Raw genomic sequence first — 18,336 nt, forward strand, 5'->3', positions numbered from 1 at the left:
GGGCCGCGGGGAGGGGGAACGACCTTTCCATGCCCCCGCACGGGGCGTTCCCTCGCCTCTTCACCCGGCTGGTTCACACATCTCGCGCCACCCGTGGTAGCGGCCGAGGATCGGATACGGACCGCCACAGTGCGTGCACGCGACATCGGCCCGTGCGCAGCCGCTCAGGACCGGGTTCGTTCTCCGACCCGGGTGGCGACACCTCACAGTCTAGGAGAGGCGTGACCATGACGACGCTGTCCGAACGCATATCCCAGTCCGCCTTCGACGGCTCCCGGCTGCGCGTGGTACTGCTGCTGGACCTCCACGACGGCGCGCAGCAGGAGTTCCTCGACGCCTACGAGCACATGCGCCACCAGGTGGCCTCCATCCCCGGTCACATCAGCGACCAGCTCTGCCAGTCCATCGAGAACCCCTCGCAGTGGCTGATCACCAGCGAGTGGGAGAGCGCCCCGCCGTTCCTCGCCTGGGTGAACAGCGAGGCGCACCTGGACACGGTCAAACCGCTGCACAACTGCGTGCGCGACACGCGCTCCTTCCGCTACAGCGTGCTCCGCGAGACGGACGGGGTGAACGCCCCGGCCCCGGACCGCCCGCGTCCGCTCCTGCAGGCCGAGCCCCGGGTCGGTGACGGTGTGGTCCGCCACGCGCTCACCTTCACCGTGAAGCCCGGCAGCGAGTCGCAGGTCGCCCAGATCCTCGCGCACTACGCGTCCCCCGCCGCCCGGGTCGACGAGAACACCCGGCTGCGCCGCACCTCGCTGTTCATGCACGGCAACCGGGTCGTGCGGACGGTCGAGGTGCAGGGCGACCTGATGGCCGCGCTGCGGCACGTCGCCCGGCAGCCCGAGGTGCGGGCGGTCGAGGAGGCCCTGAACCCCTTCCTGGAGCAGGACCGCGACCTCGACGACCCGCAGTCGGCGCGGACCTTCTTCACCCGCGCGGCCCTGCCCTCCGTGCACCATCTGGCGACGCACGGCACCCCCCGCCAGGAGGTCGAGCGGCACGCGCTGTTCTACCCGGCCAAGGAGGGCTGCGGCATGGCGCTCGCCAGGCTGCTGGCCCGTCAGGACGAGGCGGCCGCGGACGACCCGAGCGGTCTCGTCGACAGCAGCACGGTCTTCCACCGCGACGACATCGTGGTGCGCCTGGTCGACGCCCGCGGTCCGCTGGACGCCGACCCGCTGCTCGCCGTCGGGGCGCGCGGCCCCCGCAAGGCTGCCGTACTGGCCCGTCTGATCGACCTCGGCGCGCTCGGTCTGGACGCCTCGGCGGCCGGCGCCGACCTGGCGGCGCGGCTGCTGCGCTCCGCCGACATGCGGCTGGTCACCGACCGCCGCGCCGTCTGATCTTCCGCCTCGGGGTGCGCGGCTCCTGATCCGCCGCACACCCCCCGCCGCACCGCCCCCTTCCGCCGCCGTGCGCCCGCGCGGGCCGCCCGCGCGCCGTCCGAGGCCCCACCGCCCTTCACGGAGGAAACAGTCATGAGCACCAAGCACCGCATCGTCGACCTCGGCGAGACCGAGCCCAACCGCAGGCGCGGAGGCGACCTGCGCGCCCTGCTCACGCCCACCGCCGTGGGCGCGACCAGCGGCTTCATGGGCCTGGCGCTGGTCGAGCCCGGCGACCGGATCGGCGAGCACTACCACCCGTACTCCGAGGAGTTCGTGTACGTGGTCGCCGGGGAGCTGGAGGTCGACCTGGACGGGGAGACCCACGCGATCCGCACCGACCAGGGCCTGCTGATCCCGCCGTACGTGCGCCACCGGTTCCGCAACGTCGGCTCGACCGAGGCCCGGATGGTGTTCCACCTCGGCCCGCTCGCGCCGCGTCCGGAGCTGGGGCACGTCGACACCGAGGAGACCGTCCGCCCCGAGGACGCGGCGGCCCAGCCCACGGGGGCGGTTTCGTGAACCGTCGTGTGGCGGTGACCGGCGTCGGCATCGTCGCACCCGGTGGCGTGGGTGCCCCGGCGTTCTGGGACCTGCTCGCGGCCGGCCGGACCGCGACGCGGGGCATCACCCTCTTCGATCCGGCCGGGTTCCGCTCCCGGATCGCCGCCGAGGTCGACTTCGACCCCGCGGTGCACGGGCTGGAGGCGCAGACCCTCCAACGGGCCGACCGCTATGTGCAGTTCGCCATGGTCGCAGCCCGTGAGGCGCTGGCCGACGCGGGGCTGGACATGGAGCGCGAGGACCCGTGGCGGGTCGGGGTGTCGATGGGCACCGCGGTCGGCGGGACGACCCGGCTGGAGCAGGACTACGTCAGGGTGAGCGCCTCCGGGCGTCGCTGGGACGTGGACCACAGCGAGGCCGCTCCGCATCTGCACCGCGCGTTCTCGCCCAGCGCCCTCGCCTCCGAGGTGGCCGAGCAGACCGGGGCGCACGGCCCGGTGCAGACCGTCTCCACGGGCTGCACCTCGGGGCTGGACGCCATCGGGTACGCCTTCCAGGCCATCGAGGACGGCCGGGTGGACGTGTGCGTCGCCGGCGCATCGGACTCGCCGATCTCGCCCATCACCGTGGCGTGCTTCGACGCGATCCGGGCGACCTCGGCGAACAACGACGACCCGGAGCACGCCTCCCGCCCCTTCGACGCCCGCCGCGACGGCTTCGTGATGGGCGAGGGCGGCGCGGTCCTGGTGCTGGAGGAGCTGGAGCACGCCCGGGCACGCGGCGCCACGGTGTACTGCGAGATCGGCGGCTACGCCACCTTCGGCAACGCGCACCACATGACCGGTCTGACCCGTGAGGGCCTGGAGATGGCCCGCGCGATCGACCACGCGCTGGACCACGCCCGTCTCGACGGGTCGGACGTGGACTACGTCAACGCCCACGGCTCCGGCACCCAGCAGAACGACCGGCACGAGACGGCCGCGGTCAAGCGGTCCCTCGGGCAGCACGCCTACGACGTCCCGATGAGCTCCATCAAGTCGATGGTGGGGCACTCGCTGGGCGCGATCGGCGCCATCGAGATCGTCGCCTGTGTCCTGGCGCTGGCCCACCAGGCGGTGCCGCCGACGGCGAACTACGAGAAGCCCGATCCGGAGTGCGACCTCGACTACGTGCCGGGCACCGCGCGGGCGGCGAAGCTGCGGAACGTGCTGTCCGTGGGCAGCGGTTTCGGCGGCTTCCAGTCCGCGGTGGTGCTGACCCGGCCAGGTGGGAGCAGCGCATGAGCACCGAGGAGAACCGTCGTCCGGTGGTGACCGGCATCGGTGTCGTCGCCCCCGGCGGCATCGGTACGGACGCCTTCTGGAAGGCCGCCGTGGAGGGTGTCAGCTCGCTGGACCGGGTGACCCGCGAGGGCTGCGGGCATCTGCCGCTGCGGGTCGCGGGCGAGGTCCGCGGCTTCGACGCCGAGTCGCTGGTCGAGGAGCGGTACCTGGTCCAGACGGACCGGTTCAGCCACTTCGCGATGGCCGCGGCCGACATGGCGCTGGCGGACGCCCGCGTCCCGGCGGCCACGGACGCCTCCGACCCGTACGCGGTCGGCGTGGTGACCGCGGCCGGGTCCGGCGGCGGCGAGTTCGGCCAGCGGGAGCTCCAGCGTCTGTGGGGCCAGGGCTCCACCTATGTGGGCCCGTACCAGTCGATCGCCTGGTTCTACGCGGCGAGTACCGGCCAGATCTCGATCCGGGGCGGCTTCAAGGGCCCCTGCGGGGTGGTGGCGAGCGACGAGGCGGGCGGTCTGGACGCCCTCGCGCACGCGGCGTCGGCGGTGCGCCGGGGCACGGACACCGTGGTCGTCGGCTCGGCGGAGGCGCCCCTCGCGCCGTACTCGGTCGTCTGCCAGCTCGGCTACCGCGAGCTGAGCTGCGTCGAGGAGCCCGAGCGCGCCTACCGGCCGTTCACGGCGCACGCCTGCGGCTTCGTGCCCGCCGAGGGCGGGGCGATGCTGGTCGTCGAGGACGAGGCGGCGGCGCGTCGGCGGGGCGCCGCGGTACGGGCCGAACTGGCCGGGCACGCGGCCACGTTCACCGGCGCCTCCCGCTGGGAGGAGTCCCGCGAGGGCCTGGCCCATGCGATCCGGGGCGCCCTGCGGGCGGCCCGCTGCGCGCCCGAGGAGATCGACGTGGTCTTCGCGGACGCCCTCGGCCTGCCGGACGCCGACCGCGCCGAGGCCCTCGCCCTGACCGACGCGCTGGGCCCGCACGGCTCCCGGGTGCCGGTCACCGCGCCCAAGACGGGTACCGGCCGGGCCTACTGCGGCGCCCCGGTGCTGGACACCGCGGGCGCGGTACTGGCGCTGGAGCACGGCGTCGTCCCGCCGACCCCGCATGTCCACGAGGTCTGCCACGACATCGACCTGGTCACCGGCTCGGCGCGCCCCGCCGAACTGCGCACGGCCCTGGTGCTGAGCCGGGGCCTGATGGGCTCCAACGCGGCGCTCGTGGTGCGCCGCGCGGACGCGCCGGCCGGGTGAGAACGACTCCCGCCGGGGCGCGTGCCCCGGCGGGCGGACAAGGAGGACCCCATGACCGAACGACTCACCGCAACCGAACTGTCGGCTCTGATGAAGAAGGGCGCCGGCATCACCGTCGACGCGGCCGTCATGGACCGCGACCCCGACACCCCCTTCGAGGTCTACGGCCTCGACTCGCTGGGACTGCTCGGGATCGTCGGCGAACTGGAGAACCGGTACGGCCGGGCGCTGCCGCCCGACGCCGACCGCTGCAAGACCCCCCGCGAGTTCCTCGACCTCGTGAACGACTCTCTGATGGCAGGAGCCTGACATGTCCGGGCACACCGAGAACGAGATCCTCATCGACGCCCCTCTGGACCTGGTCTGGGACGTCACCAACGACATCGACAACTGGCCGCAGCTGTTCACCGAGTACGCCTCGGTGGAGGTGCTGGAGCGGGACGGCGACCGGACGGTGTTCCGGCTGACCATGTACCCGGACGAGAACGGCAAGGTCTGGAGCTGGGTCTCCGAGCGCGAGGCCGACCGGGCCGCCCTGAGCGTCCGCGCCAGGCGCGTCGAGACCGGCCCCTTCCAGTACATGAACATCCGCTGGACGTACACCGAGACGCCCGAGGGCGTGCGGATGCACTGGACGCAGGACTTCGCGATGAAGCCGGACGCGCCCGTCGACGACGAGTGGATGACCGACAACATCAACCGCAACTCGCGCGTGCAGATGGGTCTCATCCGCGACCGCATCGAGCAGCAGGCCCGCAGCGGCCGCGAGACCGCCCCGGTGAGCCGGGGCTGAACCGCCCCGGTCCGACGGCCCCGAAGGGACGCCCCGATGCACCACGCACTGATCGTCGCCCGCATGGCACCCGGTTCGGCACCGGACATTGCCCAGGTGTTCGCCGACTCCGACAGCGGTGAGCTGCCGCACCTCGTCGGGGTCCGGCGGCGCAGCCTGTTCCACTTCGGCGACGACCTGTACATGCACCTGATCGAGTCGGACCGGCCGCCCGGTCCGGCCATCGCCAAGGTGACCGAGCACATCGCCTTCCGCGACGTCAGCGAGCGGCTCGCGGCCTACGTCAGCCCGTACGATCCGGAGACCTGGCGGAGTCCGAAGGACGCGATGGCCACCCAGTTCTACAGCTGGCAGAGCGAACCGGGCCGCTGACCCCGGCCGGGGGAACACGGCACGGCACGGCAGACGGCGGAGGCCGGACCCGCAGGGCGCGGGTCCGGCCTCCGCCGTCGGTGCACGGTCCGTCAGGCGGGGACGGTGCTCTCGAAGGCGTGCAGATAGGCGTTGACCGGACGGACCTCGCCGAGCACCAGGCCCGCCTCGGTCATCCGGGCCGCCATGCTCGCCCGGGTGTGCTTGGCGCCGCCCACGTTCAGCAGCAGCATCAGGTCCATCGCGGTGGTGAACCGCATCGACGGGGAGTCGTCGACCAGGTTCTCGATGACGACCACCCGGGCGCCGGGGCGGGCGGCCGCGATGACGTTGCCCAGGGTCCGGCGGGTGGACTCGTCGTCCCACTCCAGGATGTTCTTGATGATGTACACGTCGGCCTCGACCGGGACCTCGCGGCGGCAGTCGCCGGCCACGATCCGGGCGCGGTCGGCGAGCGCCCCGCCCTCGCGCAGCCGGGGGTCGGCGTTCTGGGCGACGCCCGGCAGGTCGAGGAGGGTGCCGCGCAGGCCGGGGTGCTTCTCCAGCAGGCTGGCGAGGACATGGCCCTGGCCGCCGCCGATGTCGGCGACGGTGGCCGCGCCGGTGAGGTCGAGGAGGTCCGCGACGTCCCGGGCGGACTGGACGCTGGACGTGGTCATCGCGCGGTTGAAGACGTGCGCGGACTCGGGGGCGTCCTCGTGGAGGTAGGGGAAGAACTCCTTCCCGAACAGGCCCTCGAAGACGCTGTCGCCGGTGCGCACGGCCTCGTCCAGCCTGGGCCAGGCCGCCCAGGTCCAGGGCTCGGTGCACCACAGCGCGATCCAGCGGAGGCTGTGGGGGTCGTCCTCGCGGAGCTGGCGGGACATGTCGGTGTGGACGAAGCGCCCGTCGGGCTCCTCGGCGAAGACGCCGTAGCAGGTCAGAGCCCGCAGCAGGCGGCGCAGGGCCCTGGGGTCCGCCTTCACGGCGGCGCCGAGGGCCTCGGCGTCCTGCGGGGTGTCCTCCAGGGCGTCGGCGACGCCGAGGCGGGCCGCGGCGCGCACGGCGGCGGCGCAGGCGGCCCCGAAGACCAGCTCGCGCAGGCGCATGGCGTCACGGGGCGGAGTGGTTGCGGTGGTCATACCGTCTCGTTTCTGGTTGTCGGTCAGCACAGGCCGGCGGGCTCGGAGACGTTGCACACGTTGGCGTCGAAGCGGTTGCCGGTACCGGCCGTGTCGCGGTTGGCGAGGTCGGCGGAGCCGTTGCCGAGGACCACGTTGCCGCGGACGACGTTGCCGGTGCCGGGGACGCCGACGACGCTCTTGAACAGGACGACACCCCCGGAGAACGGGGAGTCGCCGACGTTGTTCCAGATCATGTTGGACTCGACGAGGGTGTCCTCGGTGCCGGTCAGCACGATGCCCGCGCCCTGGATCCGGGGCAGCCGCGCCGTGGCCGGGCAGGAACGGTTGTTGGCGATGATCCGGTTGTCACGGACCGTCAGGGCGCCGGCGCGGGGCTTGGACTCGTCGCCGACGAGGAAGAGGCCCGCGCAGTTGCCGGTGATGTGGTTGTCCTCGACGGTCAGGTTCCGCACCCGGCGCACGGTGGCGCCGATCCGGTTGCCCGACATGTCGTTGCCGCGGACGCGGGTGCCGAGGGTGTCGGTGGCGCCGGCCTCCTCGGTGACGGTGTTGGCGACGAAGATGCCCGCGTCGCCGTTGCCGCTGACCGAGTTGTGGGACAGGTCGGAGCGGGTGGAGCGCTCCTGGGCGATACCCCAGGTCCCGTTGTCGTCCGAGCTGACCTGGCGGACCGTCAGCCGGTCCGTCCACAGCGCCCAGACGCCGCTCTTGGCGTACCCGGACAGCGCGAGGGAGCGCAGGGTCACGCCCTCGACCGGCTCGGCCTCGGTGCCCTGGACGCAGATGCCGTTGCCGGCCGCGGCGCAGCTGTCCGCGGCGGCCTTCCCCGTCTTGACCGGCGCACCGGGGGCGGGCAGCAGCCTGGTGGCCTCGCCGGCGCCGCGCAGGGTGATGCCCGAGGTGGTGATGCGGACGCTCTCGCGGTAGGTGCCGGGCGCGATCCGGACGGTGTCGCCGGGCTTCGCCGCGTCCACGGCCGCCTGGATGGAGTCGCCGGGGGCCACCTGGAGGGTGGTGGCGGATGCGGTGGGGGCGGAGAGGCCGAGGCCGGAGGCGGCGAGGAGGACCGCGCAGCCGAGCAGGGGGATTTGTCGTTTCGTCATAATCCGAAGCTATGTGCCGGATCAGGTGATTCGCGGTGAAGCTCCGCCTGTGCGGTGTCGTGTCGCCCGCGACGCGTCCCCGGGCAGCGCAATGCCCGTCCGCCTCCCGGGGGCGTCGCCGGGGAGCGCTCCGGGGGCCGCCCGGCCCGGGGGGCGACTCGTCCGGGGCACGAGTCCCGAGGACCTATCGTGTACGCCATGACTGCCGCGCCGACTGCCGCGCCCGAGCGCATCCGCATCGTCTCCCGCTCCTCCCCCATGGCCCTCGCCCAAGTGGAGCGCGTCCGCGCCGAGCTGGCGGCACGTCACCCCGGCATCGCCACGGAGGTCGTCCCGGTGACGACCACCGGGGACCGCTGGATGGGGGACCTGGCGCTGGTCGAGGGCAAGGGCGCGTTCACCAAGGAGGTGGACGCGGCGCTGCTGGCGGGCGAGGCGGACCTCGCGGTGCACTGTGTCAAGGACATCCCGGCCGACCGGCCGCTGCCGGCGGGCACGGTGTTCGCCGCGTTCCTGAAGCGGGACGACATCCGGGACGCGCTCGTCCACCCGGGCGGGCTGAGCCTGGACCAGCTGCCCGCGGGCTCCCGGATCGGCACCTCCTCCGTCCGCCGCAGCGCCCAGCTCGCCGCCTCGCACCCGCACCTGGAGTGCGTACCGATGCGGGGCAACGCCAACCGGCGCCTGGAGAAGCTGGCGGCGGGCGAGGCGGACGCGCTGCTGCTGGCCGTCTCCGGCCTGGAGCGCATCGGCCGGCCGGATGTGATCAGCCAGGTGCTGCCGGTGGAGACGATGTGCCCGCCGATCGGCGCGGGCGTCCTCGCCCTCCAGTGCCGCGCGGGCGACGAGGCCGTGATCGACGTGGTCAGCGGCCTCGGCGACCCGGCCACCCACCGTGAGACGACCGCCGAGCGGATGTTCCTGCACGTCCTCCAGGGCCACTGCAACAGCCCGATCGCCGGCTACGCGCGGGCCGAGGGCAACGGCGACCTGTCCCTGCGGGCGAAGGTCTTCACCCCGGACGGCAAGACGGTCCTCAACGCCCACGAATGGGCGGGCCGCCTCGACCCGGCCACCCTGGGCACCTCGGTGGCGGTGGCCCTGCTGCGCCAGGGGGCGCGCGAACTCATCGACGGGATCGCGCACTAGGGGCAGTGCCCTGGGAGGCCGGGTCGGGCGAGGCGGTGGTGCGGCACCCCGGGCCGGGGTGCCGCACACGGGTGACGGGGCAGGTCACCACCACGTGGTACAGCGGACCGGGCCGCCGTTGAGGTTGCCGCAGGCGCGGAACTTGTAGCTGCTCGAGGTGCTGGTCGTCTTGGCGGCGCTCGTCTTGCTGGCGCCGGTGGTCCCCACGGTGAAGGGTCCGCACTGGAGCCAGCTCGACCCTCCGTTGGTGGTCCAGTCCATCCACACCCGGTCGCCGCTGAAGGTGCGGCCGCTGATCTTGGCCCAGCCGCGCTGGGCTCCGGAGACGGTGCCGTACTGGAGCGTGATGCTGACACCCGCCCCCATGTCCAGGGTGCGGACCGGTGTCCCGGTGGCGTTGTCGGAGATGTCGACGAAGCCGTTCCGTCCGCGTTCGCAGTCCTGCGGTGCCGCCTGCGCGGTCGCCGTGGGCACGAGGAGAGCGGCGCCGGTCAGTCCGACGGCCGCCACGGAGGACGCGAGCGCGCGTCGTAGCGTCATGAGAACTCCCTTGTGGTCTGCGGCGCGGTGCGCTCCGAGGCACCGTCGGGTCCGCTCGACAACTGTCGTCAGGGAGCGAGAGCGGCGGCAAGCATTTCAACGATCGCCGAAACGTCGGCCCGGACCTCTCATGGGCACCGGCGGGGCGGGCAGGTGCGCGAGCAACCGGGGGAGCCCGGCCCTTCGTCATGAACCGTGGGGCCGGACAGGGGGAATGATGGCGAGCGCGTCCTGAACGCGGGGGCCCGGACGCGCGTCGGCCCCGGGCGGCTCGCGTCCGCCCGGGGCCGGCCCGGTTCCGCCTCCCGGAGTTCCTACTCCTCGAAGTAGGCGTCGAGGACGGCGTCCAGCCCCGCCTCCCACTCCTGGAGCCGGCTCCGGGAGTCCGCCTGGACCTCCGCGTTGAACCAGCGGGCGGCGGCGACGTGGACGGTCACGGTGAAGCGCCGGCCGAAACGGGGCAGCGAGATCTCGACGGCGCGGACCTCGTCCCAGCGGAAGTCGGCCTCCTGGTCGTCGAGACGGAAGACGATGCCGGCGCGGTCGGCGGTGATCGAGCCGCGCCGGTCGCGGGCCTCGAAGGACGGACCGCCGGCGGCGGGCTCCGCGTCACCGTCGTCCGCACGGTCCGCGGATTCCTCGCTGCCCGTGGTCTCAGCGGCGGCGGCCGTCGCCTCTTCGTCGGCCGCCGTCTCGGGCAGGGCCTCGGCCTCCGCCGGGTCCTCGCCGGGCTTCTCGGACTGCTCGGACCGCTCGGCCTCCTCGGCTTTCCCGGTGGCCGGCTTCGCGGCGGCCTGCATGCCGACCAGGGGCACGAACGACGGGTCCGTACCGGCGGCGAACTCGGGCTGGGCGTTCGGTTCTATGCGCTGCTCCACGGCGGGCAGTATGGACGACGAACCTGTCAGAGGCCAATGAGGCGGCCGCCCCGCGGCGGGCCGCGCCGCCGCCACCGGTGGCCGGGGTGGGCCCGCCGGCGGGGCGCGGATACCGTGGGCGGGTGCGGGGCCGTGGCGTACCCGCTGGTCAACGCCGTAGCGCTGAGCGCCGTCGCCCTGGAGGGACCCCCTTGATCGAGACCGTGCTGCCCGCCGGGGTGCGCTGGGCCGAGGCGTTCGACGACATGGTGGCGCCCGACTGGTTCCCGGAGGAGGAGGCGCTGGTCGCGCGCGCGGTGGCCGTGCGGCGCGGTGAGTTCGCGACGGTCCGCCGCTGCGCCCGGCAGGCGCTCGCGGAACTGGGCGTCCCCCGGGTGCCGTTGCTGCGCGGGCCGCGCGGGGCGCCGCGCTGGCCGGGCGGGATCGTGGGGAGCATGACCCACTGCGCCGGGTACCGGGGCGCGGCGGTGGCGCGGCAGGAGGAGTTCGCCGCGCTGGGGATCGACGCGGAGACCGATGAACCGGTGCCCGACGAGGTGTGGGACATGGTGGCCCTCCCGCCGGAACGGGAGCAGGCACTGCGCGCCCTCGGCGTACGGGACCGGACGGACGGGGCGGGCCCGGGGCCGTGTCCGGACAAGCTGCTGTTCAGCGCCAAGGAGGCGGTGTTCAAGGCGTGGTATCCGCTCACCCGGGAGGAGTTGGAGTTCCACGAGGCGTCGGTGCTCTTCACGTACGCGACCGCGCGCTCGGGTTCCTTCGAGGCGCGGCTGCTGGTACCGGGCCCGGTGGTGGGCGGCCGGCGGCTGGACGCCTTCGCGGGGCGCTGGGCGTCCGGGCGGGGCCTGATCCTCACGGCGGTCGCGCTGCCGGTCACCGGCTGAGCCGGACCGGTCCCCGACTGAGCCCGGCTCGCCCGGGAGCCGTGCGTGCCCCCGGACGGGCCGGTGCGGATCAGCAGCCCAGGTTGCCCCGCTTGAAGGCCCGACGGGGTTCGCGGGCTCCCGGCCCGGGCGGGGCAGCCGACCGGGCCGGGCCGCCGACCGGGCCGGGCCGCCTGGGGGGGGTCAGGTCCGGGCGTAGGGGCGGGTCATGATCTCCATGTTGTGACCCGAGGGGTCGTCGAAGTACGCCCCGCGCCCGCCGAAGAGGCGGTTGATCCGACCGGGCTCGGTGTGGGACGGGTCGGCGTAGTACGTCACCCCGGCCGCCTCCAGCCGGGCGATCATGCCGTCGAAGGCGTCGTCCGGCACCAGGAACGCGTAGTGCTGGGACTGGACGGGCTCGTCGCGCTGCTCGTAGTAGTCGAGGGTGACGCCGTTGCCGAGGTCGACGGGGAGGAACGGCCCGAAGGGCGCGTCGACCGTCAGCCCCAGGATCGTCGCGAGGAAGTCGGCGGACAGCCGCCGGTCCTTCGCGTACACCACGGTGTGGTTGAGATGGACGGTGCCGACGGGCAGTTCGGGGCTCGTCGGCGTGGACTGCGGGTCCGAGGGCATGGGCTTGGGCATGGGATACGACTCTCCGGTCTGTCTGGGCTTCGAGGGGACCACGCGCGCCGTGCGCGCGGGCCGGGGGCTCTGAAACGGGACACGGAGAAGAACGGCGGACCTCTGGCCCGCCCCGTCCTCACGCCGGGGCCGGGCGCCTCACTCGTGTGTGGCCCATGGCCGACCCGGCAGTCACGCGTCCCACGCTACGCGGCGGTCGGGGCGCGGGACAACGCGGTTTCCGGCCGCCGTGCCAGGGCGCGGGGCGGCCTGGGGCCTGGACCGGGCCGGGGCCCGGGGCAGGGCCGGGGCCCGGGGCAGGGCCGGGGCCCGGGGCAGGGCCGGGGCCCGGAACCGGGTCGTGGCCCGGGAGCCGAGTCAGGGACGGACCCGGCCGGGCCCAGGCGTCAGCGTCAGGCGACGAGCCGGATGTTCCCCGCACAACCGAACATGGCGGCTTCCATGCAGGCCGTGATGGCGACGCGCGTGCCCTCGGCGATGTTGAAGGTCGACGTCAGGGAGGTACCGGAGTCGACCCGCCGGCTCCTGTGCTTCTTCCAGCCGTCCGAGGTGCGGATGTGCAGGGTGAACACACCCTTATAGGCCTGCCAGGTGTTACGCATGATCACCTTCTCCCCCTTGGCCTGGAATTCGACCCGGGCGTACTCCCCCGTGGTCGTAGTGAGGCGGATGGCCCCGCTGCGAGCGGCGCGGCGAGCGTGACGGCAGCCGAGGCAAGGGCGAGAACGACACTCGTCCTGACCTGGACCATGATGTCGCGCCGGCCCTGCTCGGGCGGCCGGCCAAGTGCAAGGCTCTGCTTCGGCGCTCGAGCCGCCATGCGGCAAGCACCGGCTCGATCAACTCCCAGCGGGCATCGGACAGATCACTTGGATACGGACGTCGCTTCGCCATGCTTCCGGCGTACCGCCGCGAACCGTATGCGCCCAGGCGCGGGGTAGCCGCAGTTGAAGCACACGACCGCGAAGACCGGGCGTCCTGGGATGAGACAGGATTACGTCGTCTTCCGTCCCTTCGACAGCCTCACACGCCCCGTAGGCATCGACGATTTCCACAGCCTCACCCGCATCACCATCTGCTGCGTCAAGATCGACTGATACGCATGCATCACAGGCGAGAACAACCTCTTGCAAAGCTTGTAAGTACGGCTGTTGGCGCCTCTGGCCGAGCCGCCCACGTGGATCAAGGCGCCTGGCCAAGCATTCGCAGTGCAGGGAGCAGTGGGGCCGCGCCCTCGGGCGAGGTCGTCCCCTATACGAGCCGACTCCGGTGGGACGGGAACGTGCCGGCCACCGCTCCTGCATCACGTGGTCCTTCAGTTCACGGGAGGCCGGACGTTCTCGGCGAACCGCCTGTAATCGTTGCCCCGCGGGTCGTAGAAGGCCACGACGACCGTGCGGCCGTGCACGTCCGTGGCCGCGCCGAAGCCAACGCGTCGGGAGGCAGCCCACACCAACTGGGTGAAGTGGCCGGTGGCCTGGGAGAACCCGGGCCGACGGAAGTCGTAGTGGCTGACTTCGCTGTACCAGGCCTCAACGCACTTCTCCGCCGCAGCCGCGAAACTCCCGGAAGTCAGGCAAATATTCTGACCGTATGGGGAGTTCGGATGGTTGCCGAAAGTACCTGAACGCCCTAGGTGTGCGGCCCACGCCTGGGCGTCCGCGCTGATCGCAGCGTCCAGGGTGAGCGGGTCCGCCTGGTGCAGGGCCCGGTAGGTGTTCGTCCGCTCCATCGCCTGCTGCCACTCCCCGGCGGCAGGGGCCTGGACGGCGGCAAGCGGAGCCGTCTGAGCCTCGTGACCGCCAGTGGCGGCGGTGGCGGCGGTGGCGGTGCCACCACCGAGCAACAGCAGCCCGAGCACGGCACCCAGCGTTCTGCGCAACATCTTTTCTCCCAGGATCGGTTCAGCACGACAACGCCATGATCGGCCACAGCCCGCGGGCCGGACCGGATCGCGGGCACGGGAACCACCCGAAGGAGGTGGAGACACCACCCGCCAGGGTGCACAGACCGGAACAAGAGCTTCGGGTAAGCGCTCGGGGAAGAGTCCCGCCGACCGTTCCCCGAACGGAAACTCTGAGACTGGTGCGGCAGGAGAAGAAGGAGGCCGCGAGGCCGATCAGCGTCGCCACTCCGCAGGGGCGGGACACAGGACGGCGCGGAGAGTCACGCTGCCTGGCGCGCGTCGTCATGAGCCCTCCCCGCCTCCCGCCCGTGCCCGGCCGGGGCGCCGCGTTCAGGCGCTGGTCGTCGAGCCCGGGCGGACGATCATCAGGACGACGACCACGGCCCACAGCAGGTTGAACACGCCCGTGAGCATGGCGAGTCGGGCGGCAGCGGCGCGGGGCGGGACCGGCGCCGGGGCCGGGGCGTCCGCCCCGTCCGCGTCCGCCGTCGCGAGCAGGCGCTCCTGGCCGGGCAGGATGGCCGCGCCCAGCACCACGGCCGCGGCCGTGGTCAGGACGAGGGACACGATCAGCCACGCGTCCGTGAGCACCCCGAGCTGCGCGCCGGTGGCGATGCCGAAGACCGGGACGGTCACGCCGACGACCGCGTAGACCCGGCAGATCCGGTGCAGGAACGCGGCGGTGACCCAGCCGCCGAGCCCCGGACTCCCGCCGCCCTCCGTCCCCGTCCCTGTCCCTGTCCCCGTCCCTGTCCCTGTCCCTGTCTCCGTCCCTGCCTCCGTCTCCTTGGCCACGCGCGGAAAGAGCGAAGCGGCGACGGCGACCGGGCCGATCGCGAGGATCGCCGCCAGAACGTGTATCGACAGCAGGAACTTGGTCACCGCGGATCCTCCGGAGACGAGCGGAATGGTTGATGCATTGCCTGCCAATACATAGCACGCCAAGGTAAGCCATGTGTAGGCTGGCTACCCATGAGAGGCGACCATGTACGAGGACATCTCGACGGCCTGCTGCTCGCCGCCCTGGAATCCGGGCCGAAGCACGGGTACGCGATCATCACGGCCGTCCAGGAACGCAGCGGCGGCGCGCTGGAACTGCGGACCGGCACGACATACCCGGCGCTCAACCGGCTGGAGCGGACCGGGCTGCTCAGCAGCAGGTGGGAGTCGGTCGGCGAGCGTCGCCGGCGCTGCTACGAACTGACCGACGCGGGACGCTCGGCGCTGGCCGAGGAGCGCACGTCCTGGCGGGAGTTCACCGCCGCGATCGGCTCGGTGCTGGACCCGCGCCCGCTGCCGGGGGTGGCGTCGTGACCGGGCGGAAGGCCCCGGCCGCGGACGGAGACGGGTACGGGGGCGGCCCCGTCGAGCGGCACCTCACCGCCCTCGCCGCCGGGCTGCACGGGCCTCGGAAGGTCCGGGACCGACTGCTGCGCGAGGCGCACGACGGACTCGCCGACGCGGTCGCGGACCTGGTGGACCAGGGCGTCCCCGCCGACCACGCGGCCGAACGCGCCGTCCGGGACTTCGGCCCCGTCGACGAGGTGCGACCCGCCTTCCAGCGCGAACTCGGCGTCGCCCAGGCCCGCCGGACCGCGCTGCTGCTCGCCGTCGGCCTGCCGGCGCTGATCGCCTGCTGGTACCTGGCGGGCACCGCCGTGCCCGCGGCGCTGCTGCTCGCGCTCGGCGGCCTCACGGCCGCGACCGCGCTCCTCGCCGCCGGGGCGGCCCTCCTCACCGGCCCCCTGGGACGCCGCGTCCCCGTCCCGGACCGGCTGCCCGACGCGGTCGCCTGGACGGCGACCTGCGCGAGCGTCGCCCTCGCGGTCGGGGCGCTCTCCCTCACCGCGTTCTCGGTCTCCGCCGGCGACTGGGCCCCCGCGGCGGCCGCAGGGGCGCTCACCCTGGTGGTCCACGCCCGCCTCGGCTCATCGGCCCGCGCCTGCCGCCACTGCGCCGGGCTCGCCACCGCGTCCTGACGGCGGGGTGCCCCGAGGGCGCACTCCGCCCAGACCGTCTTCCCCGGCCCACCGCACCGGTCGTCGACGCCCCAGGCCGATGCGAGCGCCTCGACGAGGAGCAGCCCCCGCCCGTGCTCGGCGTCGGGGGCGGGCAGGGCCGGCGGCGCGCCGGACGGTCGCGGTCGTGCGGGGTGGGTGTCGGCGACCTCGACCCGGACGGTGGCGCGCTGAGCGTCGTACGCGATCCGCAGGGCGAAGTCCCGCCCGGGGACACGGCCGTGGCGAGCGGCGTTGGCGGCGAGTTCGGCGACCACGAGTACGACCGCGTCATGGGCGTCGGTCCCGCGCGGGTGGCCCCACTCGGTGAGCTGATGCGCCGCCAGCAGCCGCGCCAGCCGGGCGCCCCGGCGGGTGGCGGAGAGTCGCTGCGTGAAGGTGCTCTCGGCGGCGGCACGCAGCCTGACGCGACGGGCGGGGCTGGCGAGCTGGTTCCTGGAGTGGGCGGCGATCGAGGAGAAGGCGACGACTCTGTGCACCTACGAGTGCCGCGCCGTACCGGGGTTGCTGCAACCGGAACCCTACGTCCGCGCCCTGTTCGAGCGCAGGCTGCCACCGCTGACGGAGGACCAGTTCGAGCAGCGCGTCGAGGGCCGGCTGGACCGGCAGCGGTTGCTGGCGGAACGCCCCGGCACGGCCTTCGGCTTCATCATCGAACAGGCGCTGCTCGACCGGGGGCTGGGCGGTCGAGAGGTGACGCGCGCGCTGCTCGATCACCTTCTGGCCACCGGACGGCTGCGGAACGTCGAGATCCAGGTGATGCCTCGGACGCAGGAGGAACACGCGGGCTCCACCGGCCCGTTGAGCGTGGCCGAAAGGCAGGACGGCCGCTGGGCCGGATACGTGGAAGCCCACGATCACAGCATCCTGATCACTGACGCGAAAGCGGTCAGCGCCATGCTCCAGCGCTATGGGAAGATGCGCTCGCAGGCCCTGAGCCACCAGGCGACCGCCGGCCTGCTGGAGCAGATGCGAGGAGCGCTATGAGCACCACCGAGCCCGCCTGGTTCAAGAGCAGCCACAGCGACGACGGCGGCGGCAACTGCATCGAGGTCGCCGTGAACCCCGGCTCCGTCCTGGTCCGCGACTCCAAGGACACCAGCCGCGCGCCTCTCAGCCTCTCCCCCACGGCGTGGGCCGCGTTCACCGGCCACGCGCGAGGTGGGGACGTGACCGGCTGACGGCCTGCCCACGAAAGAGCCGCCGGCTGCGGACCCTCCGATTTCGGAGGGTCCGCAGCCGCCGCCATCGCCGGATCAGGTCACTTGGCCACCTGGAGACTGGCGCTCCATCGAATGTGCTTGTCGGCCTCGATGTGGAAGCGTCCCTTGCGACCCTCGGCCAGGTCCAACTGGTTGACGCTGATCCGGGCTTCCGTGCTCGGGCAGTCGACCGTGAATTCTCCCACGGTGTCGATGGCGATGACGAGCTTGCCCGTACCGGAGTCCGCGACGCAGTTGACGTTCACCCACGAAACCCCCTTGGTGAGCGTGACGGCACCGAGGTCCCACGCACCACGTCGAGGCCCGTCCGCAGCAACCTGCCGATAGCCTGGCTGAATCTCCGGCGGCGTCAGCTTCACGTCGGATACCGGCTTCGACGGCGAGCCCGAGGGGGCGGGCGGAAGCGGCTCGGTCGTGTCCGTCTTCGTGCAGCCGACAACCGTGGCCACGGTCGCGATGACGATCGCTGCAGTCGCGGCACCGCGCGAAAGTGAAATCACGAGCGGGTCTCCCAACTTCTCCCACGTTGCCGAGTGCCCCCAGGAGCCGTACTGGGTATTTCCGTACCTGCCGCTTGCCACGTTGCGCCGGTACTGGTGATCGGTGCCCCAGCTGACTTCCTTCGCAGACTCCCTGCTGATTTCCGCCTTCGCCTGGGCGACAGCGTAGTCCACCGTCACTCCCGCGGTTCCGGTGACGGACGAGCCCACCTTTTCCGCAGTGGTTCTCGTGATCACCATCGTCCCACCGGGGCCGTCCTTGTAGACGGGCCCCTTGCCAATGTGGGTGGCCTTGTAGCCGTACACATTCTTGCGCCAACCGCCGGAGCAGACTTCCGCCGGGGCAGGGTCGGGGCCACCGTCAGCGGCGAACGCCGCGCCGGGAGTCACGACGGAAGCAGCGATCGCGATCGAGGCCATGACAGCAGAGGATATTCGCATACGCACCATGAAGAAGGCTCTCCCCGTTTCAACGCGAATTTCCTTCGACCCGTGGTCGGCGGGTCGAGAGACAGCCAAGCACACGGCGTCATATCCGCTGCACAGCACCGAGAATCGGTTACCGGACCGTGATCATTTGACGGGAATCTGAGATTCAGGGGTACCCGATCGCGCCACCACATCGCGGACTCGACGCGAAATAGCCTTGCTGGGCATTCCAGTGAATCACCCTTGGAGAATCGGATGCCCAACGCCTCTTGCCGCACTCCGGGCCCGCTCACCGGGCCCGGAGGAGGGCGCCGAGGCCCCTTCGGCGACCAGGTCGGGACCCGCTCGGGCCAGGTCATCGGCCG

General features: G+C 72.7%; 22 protein-coding genes and 2 pseudogenes. 13 read left to right on the top strand and 11 right to left on the bottom strand.

What is annotated here, in order from left to right; translation table 11 throughout:
- Positions 1-227 precede the first annotated feature (227 nt).
- From C593_RS0114415 to C593_RS0114445, 7 genes are all read left to right on the top strand, one after another.
- Positions 228-1,349 (top strand): SchA/CurD-like domain-containing protein, encoded by a 1,122-nt coding sequence (locus tag C593_RS0114415; protein ID WP_026277689.1) that lies wholly within the window; start codon positions 228-230, stop codon positions 1,347-1,349.
- Positions 1,350-1,484: 135 nt separating this feature from the next.
- Positions 1,485-1,913, top strand: coding sequence for a cupin domain-containing protein (locus tag C593_RS0114420; RefSeq protein WP_018848005.1), 429 nt, complete (start codon positions 1,485-1,487; stop codon positions 1,911-1,913).
- Complete coding sequence (locus C593_RS0114425; protein WP_020610310.1) at positions 1,910-3,178, top strand: beta-ketoacyl-[acyl-carrier-protein] synthase family protein; 1,269 nt, start codon at positions 1,910-1,912, stop codon at positions 3,176-3,178. Before C593_RS0114420 ends, C593_RS0114425 begins: the two co-directional genes overlap by 4 nt.
- Positions 3,175-4,425 (top strand): beta-ketoacyl synthase N-terminal-like domain-containing protein, encoded by a 1,251-nt coding sequence (locus C593_RS0114430; RefSeq protein WP_018848007.1) that lies wholly within the window; start codon positions 3,175-3,177, stop codon positions 4,423-4,425. The genes C593_RS0114425 and C593_RS0114430 overlap by 4 nt, the downstream gene beginning before the upstream one ends.
- A 51-nt stretch (positions 4,426-4,476) precedes the next feature.
- The gene (locus tag C593_RS0114435) at positions 4,477-4,734 is read left to right on the top strand and encodes an acyl carrier protein (protein ID WP_018848008.1); all 258 of its coding nucleotides are present in this window, start codon (positions 4,477-4,479) and stop codon (positions 4,732-4,734) included.
- Between the two features lies 1 nt (position 4,735).
- Positions 4,736-5,218: an SRPBCC family protein gene (locus tag C593_RS0114440; RefSeq protein WP_018848009.1), complete on the top strand. Its 483-nt coding sequence runs from the start codon at positions 4,736-4,738 to the stop codon at positions 5,216-5,218.
- A 36-nt stretch (positions 5,219-5,254) separates the two neighbouring features.
- On the top strand, positions 5,255-5,590 hold the full coding sequence (locus C593_RS0114445) for a TcmI family type II polyketide cyclase (RefSeq protein WP_018848010.1): 336 nt from the start codon (positions 5,255-5,257) through the stop codon (positions 5,588-5,590).
- 92 nt (positions 5,591-5,682) lie between these two features.
- Here the strand turns inward: C593_RS0114445 and C593_RS0114450 are convergent, their stop codons facing one another.
- Together C593_RS0114450 and C593_RS0114455 are read right to left on the bottom strand one after the other, a co-directional pair.
- Positions 5,683-6,711 carry a methyltransferase gene (locus C593_RS0114450; RefSeq protein WP_018848011.1) on the bottom strand — a complete coding sequence of 343 codons (1,029 nt, stop codon included), beginning with the start codon at positions 6,709-6,711 and terminating at the stop codon, positions 5,683-5,685.
- Positions 6,712-6,734: 23 nt separating this feature from the next.
- A complete protein-coding gene (locus C593_RS0114455) occupies positions 6,735-7,817 on the bottom strand; it encodes a right-handed parallel beta-helix repeat-containing protein (RefSeq protein WP_018848012.1) in 1,083 nt (360 codons plus the stop codon).
- 198 nt (positions 7,818-8,015) lie between these two features.
- Here C593_RS0114455 and hemC point away from each other — a divergent pair, with 198 nt between their 5' ends.
- Positions 8,016-8,966 carry a hydroxymethylbilane synthase gene (gene hemC, locus C593_RS0114460; RefSeq protein ID WP_026277690.1) on the top strand — a complete coding sequence of 317 codons (951 nt, stop codon included), beginning with the start codon at positions 8,016-8,018 and terminating at the stop codon, positions 8,964-8,966.
- An 84-nt stretch (positions 8,967-9,050) separates the two neighbouring features.
- Here hemC and C593_RS0114465 read toward each other — a convergent pair whose 3' ends face one another.
- Together C593_RS0114465 and C593_RS0114470 are read right to left on the bottom strand one after the other, a co-directional pair.
- The gene (locus tag C593_RS0114465; RefSeq protein WP_018848014.1) at positions 9,051-9,506 is read right to left on the bottom strand and encodes a hypothetical protein; all 456 of its coding nucleotides are present in this window, start codon (positions 9,504-9,506) and stop codon (positions 9,051-9,053) included.
- 314 nt (positions 9,507-9,820) lie between these two features.
- Positions 9,821-10,384 carry a hypothetical protein gene (locus C593_RS0114470; protein WP_018848015.1) on the bottom strand — a complete coding sequence of 188 codons (564 nt, stop codon included), beginning with the start codon at positions 10,382-10,384 and terminating at the stop codon, positions 9,821-9,823.
- A gap of 191 nt (positions 10,385-10,575) precedes the next feature.
- Between C593_RS0114470 and C593_RS0114475 the strand changes: the two genes are divergently transcribed.
- Positions 10,576-11,268, top strand: coding sequence for a 4'-phosphopantetheinyl transferase superfamily protein (locus C593_RS0114475; RefSeq protein ID WP_018848016.1), 693 nt, complete (start codon positions 10,576-10,578; stop codon positions 11,266-11,268).
- 183 nt (positions 11,269-11,451) lie between these two features.
- Here C593_RS0114475 and C593_RS0114480 read toward each other — a convergent pair whose 3' ends face one another.
- The 5 genes and pseudogenes from C593_RS0114480 to C593_RS0114500 all read right to left on the bottom strand — a co-directional run bounded on the left by C593_RS0114480 (position 11,452) and on the right by C593_RS0114500 (position 14,683).
- A complete protein-coding gene (locus C593_RS0114480; protein ID WP_026277691.1) occupies positions 11,452-11,883 on the bottom strand; it encodes a VOC family protein in 432 nt (143 codons plus the stop codon).
- Between the two features lie 404 nt (positions 11,884-12,287).
- Positions 12,288-12,497 carry a hypothetical protein gene (locus tag C593_RS0114485; RefSeq protein ID WP_078521504.1) on the bottom strand — a complete coding sequence of 70 codons (210 nt, stop codon included), beginning with the start codon at positions 12,495-12,497 and terminating at the stop codon, positions 12,288-12,290.
- Positions 12,498-12,696: 199 nt separating this feature from the next.
- Positions 12,697-12,789 (bottom strand): annotated as a pseudogene (locus tag C593_RS32500) (IS5 family transposase); the annotation flags it as partial.
- A 421-nt stretch (positions 12,790-13,210) separates the two neighbouring features.
- Complete coding sequence (locus C593_RS31010) at positions 13,211-13,756, bottom strand: CAP family protein (protein WP_158686845.1); 546 nt, start codon at positions 13,754-13,756, stop codon at positions 13,211-13,213.
- 375 nt (positions 13,757-14,131) lie between these two features.
- A complete protein-coding gene (locus C593_RS0114500) occupies positions 14,132-14,683 on the bottom strand; it encodes a hypothetical protein (protein WP_018848021.1) in 552 nt (183 codons plus the stop codon).
- 90 nt (positions 14,684-14,773) lie between these two features.
- Between C593_RS0114500 and C593_RS0114505 the strand changes: the two genes are divergently transcribed.
- Together C593_RS0114505 and C593_RS32505 are read left to right on the top strand one after the other, a co-directional pair.
- The gene (locus tag C593_RS0114505; protein WP_018848022.1) at positions 14,774-15,115 is read left to right on the top strand and encodes a helix-turn-helix transcriptional regulator; all 342 of its coding nucleotides are present in this window, start codon (positions 14,774-14,776) and stop codon (positions 15,113-15,115) included.
- Positions 15,112-15,780 carry a permease prefix domain 1-containing protein gene (locus tag C593_RS32505; RefSeq protein ID WP_018848023.1) on the top strand — a complete coding sequence of 223 codons (669 nt, stop codon included), beginning with the start codon at positions 15,112-15,114 and terminating at the stop codon, positions 15,778-15,780. Before C593_RS0114505 ends, C593_RS32505 begins: the two co-directional genes overlap by 4 nt.
- Positions 15,781-15,794: 14 nt before the next feature.
- Here the strand turns inward: C593_RS32505 and C593_RS32510 are convergent.
- Positions 15,795-16,220, bottom strand: a pseudogene (locus C593_RS32510) (ATP-binding protein); the annotation flags it as partial.
- On the opposite strand from C593_RS32510, the gene C593_RS29675 reads away from it, so the two are divergent.
- Positions 16,192-16,806 carry a Scr1 family TA system antitoxin-like transcriptional regulator gene (locus C593_RS29675; RefSeq protein WP_018848024.1) on the top strand — a complete coding sequence of 205 codons (615 nt, stop codon included), beginning with the start codon at positions 16,192-16,194 and terminating at the stop codon, positions 16,804-16,806. The pseudogene C593_RS32510 and the gene C593_RS29675 sit on opposite strands and share 29 nt — an antisense overlap.
- Positions 16,803-17,000, top strand: a complete 198-nt coding sequence (locus C593_RS0114520; RefSeq protein ID WP_018848025.1) for a DUF397 domain-containing protein — start codon at positions 16,803-16,805, stop codon at positions 16,998-17,000. Before C593_RS29675 ends, C593_RS0114520 begins: the two co-directional genes overlap by 4 nt.
- An 80-nt stretch (positions 17,001-17,080) precedes the next feature.
- Here the strand turns inward: C593_RS0114520 and C593_RS31015 are convergent, their stop codons facing one another.
- The gene (locus C593_RS31015; RefSeq protein WP_158686846.1) at positions 17,081-17,962 is read right to left on the bottom strand and encodes a hypothetical protein; all 882 of its coding nucleotides are present in this window, start codon (positions 17,960-17,962) and stop codon (positions 17,081-17,083) included.
- Between the last annotated feature and the right edge of the window lie 374 nt (positions 17,963-18,336).

It is taken from the genome of Streptomyces sp. CNT372, from assembly GCF_000377145.1.